The organism is Saccharothrix variisporea (genome assembly GCF_003634995.1).
In the GTDB taxonomy this organism is placed as follows: domain Bacteria; phylum Actinomycetota; class Actinomycetes; order Mycobacteriales; family Pseudonocardiaceae; genus Actinosynnema; species Actinosynnema variisporeum.
In genome coordinates this window covers 3034528-3048971 of sequence record NZ_RBXR01000001.1, presented here as the reverse complement: position 1 = coordinate 3048971, position 14444 = coordinate 3034528, and the positions used below count along the sequence as shown (strand labels likewise).

General features: G+C 67.7%; 14 protein-coding genes and 3 pseudogenes. 6 read left to right on the top strand and 11 right to left on the bottom strand.

Annotated elements, in window-relative coordinates; all coding sequences use genetic code 11:
- The first annotated feature begins 9 nt into the window (after positions 1–9).
- Positions 10–474 carry a helix-turn-helix domain-containing protein gene (locus DFJ66_RS44215; RefSeq protein ID WP_246029733.1) on the top strand — a complete coding sequence of 155 codons (465 nt, stop codon included), beginning with the start codon at positions 10–12 and terminating at the stop codon, positions 472–474.
- 609 nt (positions 475–1083) lie between these two features.
- On the opposite strand, the pseudogene DFJ66_RS45440 reads toward DFJ66_RS44215, so the two are convergent.
- The 3 genes and pseudogenes from DFJ66_RS45440 to DFJ66_RS13230 form a co-directional block, all read right to left on the bottom strand.
- Positions 1084–1590 (bottom strand): annotated as a pseudogene (locus DFJ66_RS45440) (ATP-dependent DNA ligase); the annotation flags it as partial.
- A gap of 69 nt (positions 1591–1659) precedes the next feature.
- Positions 1660–2691 (bottom strand): DUF6236 family protein, encoded by a 1032-nt coding sequence (locus DFJ66_RS42150; RefSeq protein ID WP_147459252.1) that lies wholly within the window; start codon positions 2689–2691, stop codon positions 1660–1662.
- Between the two features lie 468 nt (positions 2692–3159).
- Positions 3160–3573: a MarR family winged helix-turn-helix transcriptional regulator gene (locus DFJ66_RS13230; protein WP_121221224.1), complete on the bottom strand. Its 414-nt coding sequence runs from the start codon at positions 3571–3573 to the stop codon at positions 3160–3162.
- A gap of 61 nt (positions 3574–3634) precedes the next feature.
- Between DFJ66_RS13230 and DFJ66_RS13225 the strand changes: the two genes are divergently transcribed.
- Positions 3635–4393 (top strand): alpha/beta fold hydrolase, encoded by a 759-nt coding sequence (locus DFJ66_RS13225; RefSeq protein ID WP_121221222.1) that lies wholly within the window; start codon positions 3635–3637, stop codon positions 4391–4393.
- A gap of 135 nt (positions 4394–4528) precedes the next feature.
- On the opposite strand, the gene DFJ66_RS13220 is transcribed toward DFJ66_RS13225, so the two are convergent.
- The 3 genes and pseudogenes from DFJ66_RS13220 to DFJ66_RS44200 form a co-directional block, all read right to left on the bottom strand.
- On the bottom strand, positions 4529–4750 hold the full coding sequence (locus DFJ66_RS13220) for a hypothetical protein (protein ID WP_121221219.1): 222 nt from the start codon (positions 4748–4750) through the stop codon (positions 4529–4531).
- Positions 4750–5290, bottom strand: a pseudogene (locus DFJ66_RS44205) (mechanosensitive ion channel family protein); the annotation flags it as partial. The gene DFJ66_RS13220 and the pseudogene DFJ66_RS44205, both read right to left, overlap by 1 nt.
- 16 nt (positions 5291–5306) lie before the next feature.
- Positions 5307–5411 (bottom strand): annotated as a pseudogene (locus tag DFJ66_RS44200) (helix-turn-helix domain-containing protein); the annotation flags it as partial.
- Positions 5412–5944: 533 nt separating this feature from the next.
- Between DFJ66_RS44200 and DFJ66_RS13210 the strand changes: the two are divergent.
- The gene (locus DFJ66_RS13210; RefSeq protein ID WP_147459251.1) at positions 5945–6361 is read left to right on the top strand and encodes a GNAT family N-acetyltransferase; all 417 of its coding nucleotides are present in this window, start codon (positions 5945–5947) and stop codon (positions 6359–6361) included.
- Between the two features lie 88 nt (positions 6362–6449).
- On the opposite strand, the gene DFJ66_RS13205 is transcribed toward DFJ66_RS13210, so the two are convergent.
- Positions 6450–6845, bottom strand: coding sequence for a hypothetical protein (locus tag DFJ66_RS13205; protein ID WP_147459250.1), 396 nt, complete (start codon positions 6843–6845; stop codon positions 6450–6452).
- Between the two features lie 40 nt (positions 6846–6885).
- Here DFJ66_RS13205 and DFJ66_RS13200 point away from each other — a divergent pair, with 40 nt between their 5' ends.
- Together DFJ66_RS13200 and DFJ66_RS42700 are read left to right on the top strand one after the other, a co-directional pair.
- A complete protein-coding gene (locus DFJ66_RS13200) occupies positions 6886–8265 on the top strand; it encodes a DUF4132 domain-containing protein (RefSeq protein WP_121221213.1) in 1380 nt (459 codons plus the stop codon).
- 412 nt (positions 8266–8677) lie between these two features.
- Complete coding sequence (locus DFJ66_RS42700) at positions 8678–8842, top strand: hypothetical protein (protein WP_170199361.1); 165 nt, start codon at positions 8678–8680, stop codon at positions 8840–8842.
- Positions 8843–8852: 10 nt separating this feature from the next.
- Here the strand turns inward: DFJ66_RS42700 and DFJ66_RS13190 are convergent, their stop codons facing one another.
- The 4 genes from DFJ66_RS13190 to DFJ66_RS42145 form a co-directional block, all read right to left on the bottom strand.
- Positions 8853–9551, bottom strand: a complete 699-nt coding sequence (locus DFJ66_RS13190; RefSeq protein ID WP_121221209.1) for a hypothetical protein — start codon at positions 9549–9551, stop codon at positions 8853–8855.
- A 90-nt stretch (positions 9552–9641) separates the two neighbouring features.
- Positions 9642–10283: a hypothetical protein gene (locus DFJ66_RS13185; protein WP_121221207.1), complete on the bottom strand. Its 642-nt coding sequence runs from the start codon at positions 10281–10283 to the stop codon at positions 9642–9644.
- Positions 10284–10439: 156 nt separating this feature from the next.
- Positions 10440–11021, bottom strand: coding sequence for a hypothetical protein (locus DFJ66_RS13180; protein WP_121221205.1), 582 nt, complete (start codon positions 11019–11021; stop codon positions 10440–10442).
- A 127-nt stretch (positions 11022–11148) separates the two neighbouring features.
- On the bottom strand, positions 11149–12396 hold the full coding sequence (locus tag DFJ66_RS42145) for a hypothetical protein (protein WP_147459249.1): 1248 nt from the start codon (positions 12394–12396) through the stop codon (positions 11149–11151).
- 1532 nt (positions 12397–13928) lie between these two features.
- Between DFJ66_RS42145 and DFJ66_RS13160 the strand changes: the two genes are divergently transcribed.
- On the top strand, positions 13929–14351 hold the full coding sequence (locus tag DFJ66_RS13160; protein WP_121221196.1) for a helix-turn-helix transcriptional regulator: 423 nt from the start codon (positions 13929–13931) through the stop codon (positions 14349–14351).
- The last annotated feature ends 93 nt before the right edge of the window (positions 14352–14444 follow it).

Sequence of the window (14444 nt, the reverse complement as noted above, 5' to 3'; positions counted from 1 at the left end):
CGTGGCGGTATGAGCACACATCACCGGGCGACCTCGCCGCAATGGGCCTACCTCGACGGCGAACTCCGCAAGCGCGGACTGACCACCGGAGACCTCACCGAGGCCACCGGCCTGCCACGCAGCTGCCTCACCCTCTTGCGCAGGGGCCGATCACCGCGCGTGCCGACCGCACGGGCCATCGCCGCCTTCCTCGGCGTGTCCACCCTCGACGTCCTGGTCGGAACCCGCGTCATCACCGAGGAGGAAGCTCAACGCCCGCCCGCGGAGATGCCGGACCCGACAACCCTCACCGACCAGGAACTGCTCATCCAACTGCGCGAGCGCCTGCGCCACCGCCTCTGGCTGCTGTCGTTCCTCCGCCGGTCGCAGCCACCAGCGGCCACCGGCGACAACAGCAGTGTCCGGCTCATCGTCGAATCCGAGGCCGAGACTTCCGGGAATCCGCGAATGACCGGAAGACCTGACGTGCAGTGACGCCGCACGATGGTGTCGACTCGCCCGCCGTGGCCGGCCGAGACCGGGTGGCGAAGGCGGTCGGGACATCGGCGGCGTTCGTGCATGCCCGCCGCCGTGCTCCGACGCATCAGGCAGCCGGAGCACGTGAGGCGCGCGTGGCAGGCCCGGACGTCGACTCGGTCGCCCAGGCCCTGAGTCGGGTTCCGTCGCGGCCTGGGACGTAACACTCGGACGCGCAGGACCTTGGGGCGGTGGCGGAACCTGCCGAACTCGACATCGGGGTCCGCTTCCACCTCGACGACGACCTTCGGGTGGACGGGCAGGTACATCGCCGCGGGTTGGCCGGGCAAGCCGCCCGCCGCCCCGGGCAGTGCAGTCCGCTCGGCCCCGGTCACGGGGACCAGTCGTCCCGCGAGGTCGGCCCGCATGGTGCGGCTCAAGGGCAGCGACAGGCCGACCGCGCGCAGCCGCCCTTCGCCCGTCGGACTGGGCGAGCACGAGCGAGTCCGGGTGGCCGACCGTCCCGGTGACCCCGATGACGACCGCGTCGACCCGTTCCTGGTGCCGGACCTTGATCCAGTCGCGGCGGTCGCCGAGGTAGCGGCCGTCGGAGTGCTTGGCGACGATGCCTTCGATACCGACGGCGGCGAAGTCCGGGTTGAGCCAGGCGAGGGCTGCTTGCCGGTCCGTGGTGGCGGGGGTGAGTGCGATGGGTCCTCGCGCGGGTGTGAGAGCCTGTTCGAGGAGTTCGCGCCGTAGGTGGTAGGGCTGTTTGCGGAGGTCCTGGTCGTCCATCCCGAGCAGGTCGAAAGCCATGAAGTGGATGGTGATGCCCTCGGTGGTGCGTCGGCTCGGTGGCGACTGGAGGGCCGCGAAGTCCAGGCGTCCACCGCGCAGTGCGACCAGTTCGCCGTCCAGTACCACGTCGCCGAGCTGCCGGTGCGCGGCCCGTACGATCTCCGGGAAGCGGCGGGACGGGTCAGTTCCCGACCGGGAATGCACCACGCCCAGGGCGACGTGCAGGCAGCCGCGCCACCCGTCCCACTTGGGTTCGAACCACCATCCGGGCGCGTCGGGGACGGCGCGCACGGACTGGGCGAGCGCGAGCGCTACCGGCGGGTAGAGGACTGGCATCGGCAGCGGACCTCCCCTAACTGTCCCCGCGCCGAGGTTACTCGAATGTCGTAGCAGCGCCGGGGCAAATCAGGTTCGTGCAAGGGCCGACCGCACGCGGTGTAGGTAACTGACGTCGTTCGCCATGCTGCTGTTGGTCGGCCGTGTCGTGTTAGTGGCGATGTTGATCGCTGTACCGCTGACTGCTCCTAGGAACCATCCGGCTTCGGGGAAGAGTTTTTGTCCGGCATAGGCACTGGCCAGTGCGATGGAGATGGTGAGCGACCGTCGCCGCCAGGTCAAGCGAGCCGAGCGGCCTGCGTGTTCCAGGTCGGCGAGGGCTCGCTCCAATTCCTGGCGTATCGCGGCCAGTACAGCGCGAGGGTGGTCATGGTGCTGTCGGAGGTCGCCGACGAGGCGGTCGACTGCCGTGATCAATCGTCGTCGTTCATCGCTGTAGCGCTCGCGGAACACGATCAGGTCTTGCACGGCCACTTCATGGTCGGGCACCGGTAGCAATCCGCCGATCTCCACCTCCAGGCTGAGCACCGGTCGCCCCGGCTGCGAGCGTCCAGGGTCGAGTCCACTGTCGACTTCGTGATCGACCGGTAGGTGCGCCAACGCGTGGGCAGCCTGGATGTCGGTGTGAGGATAGAGAATGCTTTGTCCGCGGTCTCTTGCCGCGCCGGCGATGTCACGCGCTGCGGTGCTGATCAGGCACAACTGTAGGGCGGTAGAGGCCTTTACGCGACCTCGCCCTCCTCCCGGGACTTTTCGGATCAGTCCGCGATGGAATAACTCGACGAGCAGGGCATAGGAGAGTTTTTCCTCGTACATGAATTCATCGGCGTCGAGGCCGAAGATCAGATCATCCGGAGGGATTTGCTTCATCAGTCGCCACAATAGATCGAACGAGCGCTTCGCGTCGGACCATTGCGGCCAATGGTCCGCCTCCAGTCGAGTGTAGAGGCCGGCTTCGTGAACCTGGCGCATCCGGCGGTCGAGGAACGACTTCACGGGTCCAGGAGGCGCGACGGTGACCAGGCTGTCCCAGTAGAGCACTGCCTGATCGATGACTGATCGCGGTGCGTTGATCTTCGGGTAGTAGAATAAGGATGGCACGAGGTTCTCCTCTGAGTGTCGACACCGTTCCCAAGGAAGTCGATGCCGTCCAGGGAATCCATGGACATCGGTGCGTTGTGGGTACGCCCTTTACGTCGGGCTGGCCCGAGCCGGAGTCCTGCATGGGTCCACAGCTGCTGGCGTTTACTCGAATCTGGTCACTGGCTATCGGTCACTCCTGGGCGCTTCTTGATTCTATCGGAAACTGGTATGGGGCACGTGGAGGCTTCGGCGGTGACGGTACTTGAGGGGCCCGATTCATCGGGCCTGACGGTCGAACCTGCGTTCGACAGGACGGTCGACGGTGTCGCTCGGACGGGTCGAGACCAGGGAACGCGGCGAGTCGAAGGGAACCACACGAACGGCAGACCACTGAAAGCCACACCCACCCCTCCCGGGGCATCCGGACCCTTCAAGGCCGGACAACTCAAACGGTAGGGACCACTGACCCACTTACGCATTACTCGTCTAGTCCTCGTCGGTCAGGCGTTGGAGCAGGCGGAGCAGGGTCTCGCGGTCGGCGTCCCCGAGCGGTGCGAAGCAGTCGGCCAGGACTTCGTCGGCGACGCGGTGACCGGCTTGGAGGACCCGTTCGCCGGTCGGCGTGAGGTGGTGCTCGATGCGGCGGCCGTGACCGGGGCGGCGTTCGACGAGGCGTTGGGCGGTCAGGCGGCCGGCGAGCGTGCCGAATGCCTGCTCGCTCTGGAACGTCGCGACTGCCAGCTCGCGCGCCGACGCGCCGGGGGAGCGGCTGATGGCGCGCAGGGCGTCCCACTGGGCCAGCGTCGTGCCGACGGCGGACAGGGCGCTGTCGAGCGCGCGGTGCTGCCGGTACTGGGCCTGCTTGACCGCCCGTCCGAGTTGCTGCAGCTCACCTGCCATGTGTCGAGTCTAGCGGGGAACTAAGCTGGTTTAACCAAACCTGTTTAGTTACGGTGGGTCCATGGACTTCTCCTCGCACGAAGCGGGAACAGGCCGACCCGTGCTGCTCCTGCACGGCGGCGGCGGACCGGCCACGGTCACGGGCCTCGCCCGGCACCTGGCGGGTTCCGCGCACGTCATCGCGCCCGTGCACCCGGGCTGGGACGGCACCCACCGGCCCGACTGGCTGACCGGCGTCGACGACTTGGCCCTGGCGTACCTGCACCACGTGCGTGACCGCGGGCTGCGGGACGTCCTGGTGGTCGGGTCGTCGCTCGGGGGCTGGATCGCGGCCGAGATGGCGGTGCGCGACAACGCCGGGACGATCACCGGTCTCGTCCTGATCGACGCCGTGGGAGTGTCCGTCGAGCACCACCCGATCACGGACTTCTTCGCTTTGGACGCCCGTGGGGTGGCCGAGCACTCGTGGCACGACTGGCAGCGCTACTACGTCGATCCGGCCGGTCTTCCGGCCGACGAACTGGCCCGCCGGCAGGGCAACATGGCCACGATGCGCCTGCTGGCAGGCGATCCGTACATGCACGACCCGAATTTGCTGGGCCGACTGGGGCGCGTCCAAGTGCCCGCCGTGCTGATCTGGGGCGAGAGCGACCGCATCGTGACCCCGGCCTACGGCGCCGCGTACGCCGCGGCGTTCGGCAACGGCCGGCTGGAGGTGATCCCCGGAGCAGGCCACCTGCCGCACATCGAACAACCGGAAGCCACCGCGGCCCTGATCGACGCCGCGGTGTCTTGGCAAGGGGCGTTTCGGCCGTCCTGACCGGCCGTCGGCAGGTGAGGATCCCGTAGACGCCACCGGAACCCGTGCGGGGCGGCCCCCGAAGCCCAGAGGCATCGGCTCCACGAACGAGGCCGCCACCCGGTCCGGATGGCGGCCTCGTGCGCTCCTGGTGGGTCAGCTCGCGTTGTGCAGGTCGAGCAGGGCTGCCGCGGTGCGGAAGTACTTGTTGCGTCCGAGGTCGCGGACGGTCTTGATGCCCAGCGCGTCCTTGAGCTTCTGGGCGTCGCCTTCGCTGACCCCGGACAGCGCGCTGACCGGGGCGTCGAGGATCTCGATGAGGGTGCCGTCCTCATACTGCTTGTCCAACACCTTGGCCAGGTCGGCGGTGAGAGCCATCAGCACGAACTCCTTGGGTCTCGGTGACGTGACGGCGGCAGGACACCGCCGCCGTGGGGGGTGGTCGCCGGTCGCGGCCGGTCAGCGGTGCGGTGCCGGCGGCGTCTGCGTAGCGGGGATCTGCTGGGTGGGAGCGTTCATCGCCTGCTGCACAGGGGTCGTGGCCCGAGTGGCGTCCTCACGGCCGCGCTGGTACGCCTGTGCCTGCGCCTTGGCCTGGGGAAGCTCCTGCTCGGCCTTGCTCAGCCATTGCTCCCAGCGCTGCTGCATGGGCTTGACCAGTCCACCGCCCACACCGACGACGGCGATGCCGCCGATCGTGGCCAGGATGGTGATCAGCACCGGGGTGGTCACCGCCGTGGCGACACCGATCTGGTCGAGCGCGGCGATGACGCCCAGGCCGAGGATGAACACCGACGCGACGGTCGCGACGATCCTGCCGTAGGACAGGCCGCCCAGCGCCGTACCGATGATGTCCTTGACCGCCTTGGCGATCGCCGCGGCGACCACGACGATGACGATGGCCACCGTGGGCCAGGGCGAACAGGTGCTGGCGTTCCTCGTCGTCGAGGCCGAGCGCGCCGGCGAGCGCGTCCAGGACGTCGTCGGACGGGCGTACCTCCCGGCCCTGCTCTATCCGCTGGTAGTAGTCGGTGCTCAGCCCGGCCAGCGTCGGCCTGGTCCCGCTCTTTCTGTCGTAGTCCGATCTCGGTGGAGTGCTGACGCCGCCATGCCAGGTACAGCGCTAACAATCCACCCCCGCCCAAGCCGACACTCAGCCCGGTACCCAGCGCGTCCAACCGCGCGGCGACCAGCTTGTCCGCAGTCAAACCGGCGGTTCCGGCCCACCACAGCACCACCGTCAATATCAGAGTGGCCGTGGCGATTCCGGCGGCGACCCAGGCGATCACCTTCTTCGACAATGGGCCATCGGCGGCTCGGGCCGCGGTGGTTGCGGCGTCGGGGCATCTGTCACCCTCTGATCATCGGCGGATCGCGAAGACCTGTTGCTTCGCGGTCGGGTAAAGGCACGGGGTGTCCCCAGCTGTCCGTGTCTATCACCGCAGGTCAACGGAGGTGTTCCAGGGTGAGGATCCGACGATTGGGGCGGGGTTGATCACTGTGCGGTGGCCTGATCGCCACGACGAGCCCGAACTGGGACGACGGGTCTGGGAAGTCTTGAACGGTGCCGGTATGGAGCCCGACTGGTTCGGTCCCCCTCGTCGCCTGTTGGCCGGTGCGGTAGCGCTCGCGGAGACCTCCGACGGGCGCGCCGTCGGGGTGGTTCAGGCCGACTTCACTCAGGAGTACAACGAGCGGTTCGGCAGGTTGGCCGGTCTTTCCGGGCCGCAGTGCATGGTGCACAAGATCGCCGTGTTGCCCACCGTACGCCGATCGGGGACCGGCAGGCTGCTCATGCACGAGACTTCCCAAGAGGCGCGTCGCAGGAGGTGCACCCACATGGCCCTGATGGTCGACTGGTCCACTCCGGCGGCGGAGCGGGTCGCGTTCTTCAAGGCGTGCGGCCTGCGCTCGCTGATGCCGACGAGCGACGACGACCTGTACGGCGCGGACCTGGAGACCGTCTTGAAGGTGACTGCCTCGGCGTAGGTGATGGGCGTGCGCAACGTCGTTGTTGGGAACCGCGCAGGAAACCCAGTCACTGGATATACGCCAAGGGGGTTCTGGCTCACGACAATCAGGTGACTCGTCGGTCGCCACCTTCAGCAAGCGTCGGATCTCCGCTCGACGTGTCCGCTGATTCCGGCGGATCTGTGACCGGCTGCTCAGACAGCTCCGGCGCGGAGGCTCTCAGCAGCAGTTGGAGGACCTCGTAGGCGCGGTCTCCCTGCTCCTTGGTCTGGGAGCTGAGAGCCTGATCAACCACCTTTTCCTCAAGAGCCATGCGCCGCCGGGCAGGAAGCGACCGCACCCACTCTGTGAGGGCGTGCACGATCGCCAGCCACACTGGCTTGGTGATCCAGGCGGACACCAGGAGTAGGACCGACGTCCCGTAGCCGGACTTCAACGCCTCGCCCAGCAACGCCCACTGGTCTTGCATGCTGGCTTCAGCCGCGAGCGCCGCATCATCCAACCTGCGGAAAGGTATCTCCACACCCTCGTATACTGCCCAGATGGGACATTGGTCCGAGAGCCTCGTCGACGAGGCTGCTCAGTGGATCGGCGGCAACCCTGACCGCCGTGTGCTGGCGGACGTACTTGCCCAGGTCGGCCGCGAGTTGGACGTCCTATCCGGCCGCAGCTTCAACCCGGCGCGACGAATGACCTCGATCTTCGAACCCAACGGCTTGCCGTTCGTCGACTTCCCGGACATGCAGGTCGGCGCGATGGAACCCGTGGCGGGAGCGTGGGCGGTCCCCGACCCGGCCAACCCCCGGATGGCCTCTGTCCTACAGGTCTCGTCCTTGGCTGAGCCAGCTCCGAATGCCGTCCGTGCCGCTGATGCACTCTGGACTGCGGGCCAGCTCGTCGCGAAGGCGTCGCAGGCCGGGCTCCTGTCAGGGGACTACGTCCTCCACTGGCTCGGCGTGACTGCGGACCACGAGCAGCGCATGGAACTCATGCGCCGGGTCATGGACCCTGCTGTTCGGCTCAGCGTCCCGATCATCGGGGTCGCTGTCGGCGGATGGTGGGTCCAAATCTCTCGTCGTCTCGTCTGGATCACAAACGAGACCGAGGACGAAGGTCGGCTCTTCGAACTGCTGCTGGACGGCGCCACGGCCGAGGGTGACGTCGTACCGCTCGCGGCTGTCGAGCCCATTCTGATCGCGGCTCCGATGACACGACAGCCCGCGGACTGGGCGTTCACCGCGCGTATCTGGGCCAAGGGGGTTAGGCTTCCCACCGATCGGCCGTGGAACAGGATGTCGGGAGCGATCCATGGCCACGGTATACCGACCATCACCCTCGATTCCGTCTCGACTCCCGATGAAATTGCGTGCCAGGTGATCTTGAAGGGGTACTGGCACGGCTACATCGGGAGCGACGAGCCAGCACTGGCGAACGCCGTAACGATGGCATATCCGAGGCAGGTGGAGCACATCAAGCGTGCGACCCGTGCTCCCGACAATACGTCTGCCGCGGCGACGCTGCTCGAACAACTGATCCGCCCTGGGTTCAACCCGGCTCAAGGTGCGGAAGCGACTCGTCGCTACGTGCGCCGTCAGGCGAGCATCGCGGTGATGGAGCACAGGAAAGCCGAGGCGCCGGACCGTTACCCTTGGGCGCAGGTCGGGATCAGCGAACGCCGCTACTACAAGCTCCTCCCGCTCTTCGCGCAGAAGGTCAACGGCCGCTACGACATCGACTACGACGATGTTGTGGCGCGTATGAAGGCGCATCTAGAGGAGCAAGACCACAAACGGAAAGTCCGGGAAGCCGCCCTTGACGTCCTTCAGAAACACGGCTTCAGCAAGGAGGCCGCGCGCAAATGGCTACAGCGGCATCGCCCTGAGGAGGCCGTAAACGCGTGGCCGCGTCGTCGGCGACCGTAGTGCTGGGCTATGGCCCAGTAACGCTGACATCGCGCAGAACGTACGCCAGGAACCGCCTGGCCAAAGGCCGCGGGCGGGGCTGCGGTGACGGCCACGGCGTTGGAGGGCCCACCCGTGCGTGCGGTTGGGTGTTCCGCGGCTCGCGCACTTGGCGGATCCCGGCGTGTACGTGATCGACTTCCGGGCGGCTGTAGTTCGCCCGATGCGGCGTGGTGTGCGCCCCGATCACAGCCAGGGTTGCCGCACTGTCCGCGTGGCGCCCGGCCTGCACGGGGCAGCAGGCGACCGACACGGGACCACCGGTCTCACGCGCCCGTCAACACCGCTCCCTCTGGGTATCGCGTGGCCGGCGGTCTACGGCCACGCTTAAGGCGTGCCGACCCGACGCCTCTAAGTGCTATTGCCTGCCGACGTGACTGCCCGCGAATACGCGGCCGTCATGTATGGCGTCTGGGCTTTGCTCAATGCCGCCGGGCTCGGCGAGGACAGCTCGTTGCGACGCGACGACGGGATCAGCGATGCTGGGCTGAACGCCCGGTTGGATGCGGACGTGCGAAGCTACTCATGGTGGCCGTGAGGGTCGGCGACTAAGCCTTCTCGCCGGGCTGCCTGAAGTGTTGGTTCGCTAGTTCTTCCAACCGGTCCAGCAGGTGGTTGATCCCATGGGGGATCTCCAGTGCGCTCAAGATGTCTTCAATCGGTGCGTGGCCGCGTGCGTCGCGCTTGCTTCGTACGAGTTTGCCGGTGCGCTCGGTGAGCTTCGCGGCGACGGTCTCCAGGTCGTGGATCACGGCGGTGATCTCCGGTGCCTTGACCGCGTACCGCGCGTGAAGCCGGGCCTTGTTGTAGGACTCCCCGGCCTGGGTGAAGGTGTTCCAACTGTCCATCCGGGTTATCTCGACGTAGTCGGCCATCGCGCCCATGATCGTGACGATGCCTTCCAACGCGCTCGCGTAGATCCGTCCGGTGCGCAACACGTCGATCACGATGTCGCGTTGTTCCTGCCGCTCCCGGTCCTCTCGGTCGGCACGCGTGAGCGCCAACTGCTCGCTCGCGTATTGGTTGGCCGTGCGTGCCTCGGCGGCGCTGTCCTCGGCGGCCTTCGCGCTGCGCTGTGCCTGTTTGACGCCCGCCTCGGCGATCTCCGCCGAGTCCTTGGCGGCGGCTGCCTGGGCTTGGGCCGCGTGCCGGGCTTCCTTGGCTTCGTGTGCCTGCCGCGCTGCAAAGCCCATCGCCGCCAAGGCGATGAGGGCGGCGACCGCCGCGATCCAGTCTCCGATGTCCACTCTGTCCCTTGTCTCGCCCGGTCAGCTCGGCGCGTCTTTGAGGAGGGTACGACTACGCTTCGTCACTCTGGGGTATCGCCAGAACAGTGATCACCGTGACGAGTCGGGCTCGTGCGGAGGCTGCTCCAGCATCTTCGGTGCGGCAGGCTCTGCTGCCTTGCGTCGCCGCAGGAACCTCCTGGGCGCAGGGGGCGGATCTGGTTTCGAGAAGCGTTCCAGTGCAGCGGTTTCGATCTCCTGCAACTTCTCCTCTGCCTGGAGGATGACAATCCAAAGCGCTGCAAGGGGTTCCGGGACCGGCACGCCTCTAGGGTCGCGCTCCGCGTTCATGATCCCGTGGAACAAGTTTGGCATTTCGCCATAGAAGCCGGACAGCGCGCGTACCGTGGCAGCCACCCCCGGTTCCGTGATCACCACGCGGGCTGTTACGAGCCGACGCCTGAACTCAGTCTCCTTCTCGTTATAGGCGCTCATGAACGGTGAATCGCCCACCTTTTGAAGGTCCTGTTCGATCGGTAGATACCTGAGCATCGCTCTGGCTTCCACCACCCATTCGTGGCCGGCGTGGAGCAGATCCACCACGGCCTGACGTTGGTCGGCGCGTATACGGTCCTGCTGCTCCAGCGCGAACCGCTTGTTGTTATGGCGCAGTGTGAGAGTGACGGTTCCCCAACCGGCACCGAGGGTTGCCACAGCCGTCACCACGTTCGGCCAGATACTCGGGTCCGCCACCCCTGCTCCTTGTCTCGCCAAGCCAGCCCGGCGCGTCTTCAAGTGGGAAGAGAGTACGGCCCGTACACGACGACGCCACCCGGTCGCGTGTGGGATGGCCTTAGTGGTCGTGCCCGGTCAGTCCGCGCAGGCCCCTACCGCAATGAGGTCGCCGACTTAGCTGATTCCATCCGGCAAGATCGGAACTTCGGGTATCACGGCTAGGTCGTAGAACCGCTCCCAGGTGCGTTCTCGTCCGCCCTTCTCAACGCAGACCAGCTTGACGGTGACCAATCGCGGATCATGAAGAACGTCAAGCCCGATCGTCACCTGTCGGGCGTCGTTGATCTGTACGTTTTCCCACGGTAGAACGGGAGCGGCGGGCATGATCACGCTGTTCGGCGCAGCCACGCCGGTAGTGTTTCCGATGGACGAAATCTCGACGCGCGCGAGAGCCGGGCCGCGCACCATTCGTACTTCGACCTCGACCCGGTCGCCGCCGTCCCAGCCCTGCGGCTCACGGAGACATGCGAACTCGGGGCCTTCTGATTCGTCCTGGGCCCGTTGGCGCGCCGCCTCCGCCGCCTCGGCAGCGGTAGCCGATCGGTCAGCAGCCCTAGCCGAGGTCTCGGTGATCTTCAACGAACGTTCGGCCGTGTTCGCTGACCGACGAGACTGCCACCAGGACAATCCTGCAAACACGGCAGCGATGGTGGCCACCAGGCCCGCGCCGAGCGCGATCCAGTCTCCAGCGTCCACGCTGCCCTCCTGTCTTGCCGAGCCAACTCGGCGCGTTATCGAGTGGCAGGAGGGTACGCGCGCGCCCTGACAAACGGGATCGTCCCGGCGACATCTCCGGGGCGATCGGTCTGGTGGTGGCCGCGGGTCAGTTCGCGCAGACCGCCGATGGTGGGGTGGGTGCGGGGCTGGCGGGCGTCGCCGAGATCAGCCCGACCAGGTACGCGGCGAAGCACGCAGCGGCGCCGAGCATGAGCCAGCGGCCGGGCCGGAAGTGGCGCGAGGTGGTCATCGTGGGCATGGGTTTCCTCCCCTGGTGTGCCGACCTCGGCGATGTGCCGAGGTGGTTGGAACAAGGCCCCCAGCGGGCCTGTGCGGCTTGATCTGGGGGAGGCCGCAGGTGACCGCCGGGTCGGAACGCGGCCTGTTCGTGCAGATCAGCGCCGTCTCGGGGCGGCGCTGAGGTCGGAACAGCTGTGCGGGGGTCGACACCGGCGTGCCGACCCGTTCCGGCCTTAGTCGCCGTGGATCGTGGTCCGGATCGCGTCCAGGTCGGCGACGCTGACCGGGTTGTCGTGGCCCGGCATCTGCCGCTTGCCCACCGAGGGCACGCCAGCGGTGCGCAGCGCCTCCCCGAATGCTTTGACCTCCCAGCCGATGCGCCCGGCGAGTTCTGACCGGGTACCAGGCCGTGCTCGTCGTCGCCGATCACGTCGGCAAGCAGTGCCAGCACCTCGGGCAGCTCGTGTACCAGCTCGGCCTCCACGGGCTCCGGACCGGTTGCGGTGGTGGTCACATCGTCGCCCAGGCGCCCGGCCACCGTCGGGTCCAGCGTTGCCAGGTTGTGCTGCCCGGCTGCGTCCCCGGTCAGCGCTCCGGCCTGCTCGCGCAGCGCCCGGCCGCGCTCGCACGCCGTCCGGATGGCGGCGATGTGCAGCAGGTAGGTCCGCACGGCCACCGCGTCCCCGGCGGACAGCTCGGTTTCGCCGTCCGCGCCGAGCAGCAGTCCGGCGCCCTTGTGGCTGGTCAGCAGCTTGGAGGCGTCCATCCCGGCCTTACAGGTGCCCGCGCCTAGGATGGTCTCCGGCGCCTGGTAGGTCATGACCTTCAGCGCGAAGCGGGTGCCGAACTGGCCGCGCAGCCCGTCCGGGATGACCTGAGCGTCGGGCTTCTGGGTGGCAAGGATCAGCGAGTAGCCGGCGGCCGGTCCGGTCTTGGCGATGTAGGTCAGCAGCTCGCAGACCCGGCCGCCGACTTTCTTGCCCCGGGGTTGTCCTCGTTCAGCGGCACGTCCATCCCGAGGAAGTTCTGCACCTCGTCGATGCCGATCACGGTCAGCGGCATCCCGTGCACCGGGTCGCGGGTGATCTCCGGCGTCACCTTCGACTCCGGGCACAGCTCGTCCATCTCGGACAGCCGGTCGAACCGGTCGGCCACGTCCGCCGCGCACTCCTCCAACACGGAGATCAGCCGGCGGGCGTCGGCCTCGCGAGAGCCTCGGATGAACCGGTGCGCCACCTGTTCGAACGGGCGGAAGTCCTTGCCGCCCTTGCCCTCGGCAATAATCATCCGTACGTGCGGGTCGAGCGCAGCGGCGGTGAGCGGCAGGCGCGCGACGAACGTCTTGCCCTGGCGGGGGATCGCGCCGATCAGCAGCGAGGTCCACACCACGGGCAGGGTCACCGCCGCGCCGCGGGCCGTGGTGCCGAACGGCACCGGCCGCCACAGGTCCCACGACGTCGCCGACGCCAACGGGCTGGGGACCGGTTCGGCGGCGTACGGGTCGGCGTCGCCCACCCACAACGCCAACCTGCCCGCGTGGCCGTCGTCGCCGCGCACCCGCTCCACGATCAGCCGCACCTCGTCCCCCGCCAATGCCGAAGCCAGCGCCCCCCGCTTGCTGATCACGTCCGACGCCTTGCGCGACGGCGGCAGGTCGAGCGTCAGCGCCCATCCGGCGCCGTCGTGACGCGGGACCTTGACCAGCATCAACGACTCGTCGCGGCCGATCAGCTTGGCGTCGCGGAACGCGGTCACCAGATGGTCGCCGTTCATCAGCCACGCCAGCGGCCGGGAACTGAGCTGCGTACTCCGGCCGCCCGCGCCGTCCTTGCGCCGACCGGCGACCGCCAGGAGCACCGACACCGCGCAGCCCGCGAGGTTACCGACCCGATGGCATGGTGTGAATGCCGTACGTGCCGCACCGGGGACTCGAACGCACACCGTGCCGTCGTCGAGCCTTACTGGCGACCATCACTTGATCGCCGGTCCGACGTGCCCATGCCGCGGAGGCGAGCAGTGTCTGGGCACACTCCTGCTTGACGACCTCAAGATCGGCTCCGACGCGGGCAACCTCGTGCTACTGCACCGCCACCCCGACCGACTGGAAGGCCGATACACCGGCCCTGGGCCGGGTTCACGCCAGTGCGCCACGACACCACCGCACCCGCGGCCACCTCGTCCGCGCGGGCAGAGCAAGAACGCGAACACACCACCACCGCACCAGCCGAATCCTGGAACACCCACCGCGAACTGTGGCTGCTCGCCGCCCTGACCCTCCCCACGGACCTGCGCCGCGGCTACACCTTAGGCCCCGAGACTCGCACCCCTACCGCCGCGGCCCTCACCGCCGCCACCTCACCGCCGCCGACGGCTCCTGGTGTCACATCACTCTCGGGGACTCACCCCGGCGGGTGCACGAGGGCGGCACCACGTCGCTGTGGACCACGTGGAGAACGCATGGCGAGCTTGGAACGACAACGACCGGCCCGGTTGGTAACGCCTCGGGCTCACCGTCACGTCCGACACTCACACCCTTTTGGCTCGGCTACCACGACAACCCGCTCCATGCGCTACCTCTGCAACCACACTCGCTAGATTGGGCGAAACGCGCACCGGACGTCCTGCTGGCACTCCTAACATGTCCGCGTGAGCACACACGACAAGGCGACGTCGCCGCAATGGGCCTATCTCGACGGTGAACTCCGCAAGCGGGGCCTGACCACCGACGACCTCGTCCGGCGCGCCGGCGTGGCGCGCAGCGAGATCACCGCTTGGCGCAACGGCCAACCTGCGAGCGTGCCCACCGCACGCGCCATCGCCACCTTCCTCGGCGTGTCCACTCTGGACATCCTGGTCGAAGCAGGCGGTACTACCGGACAAGAGGCGCAACGCCGGCCGATCGAGGGTCTCGACCCGACTGCTCTTACCGAGGACGAACTGCTACTCGAACTGGCCCAGTGCCTGCGCAGTCGCCGCCAGCTGTCGTCGCTCGCACCGCACTCGCTGCCCGCGGCGGCCACCGGCGACAACGACAACGGCCACGGCGGGCTCGACGCGGATCCAACCTGAAGGTGAGCGGCCCCGCCGCGCCCACTAGAGGGGCCTCGGACATGGACACCGGAAGGCTTGTGGGGTGTCAAAAGTCGGCCGTATGGTCTGACC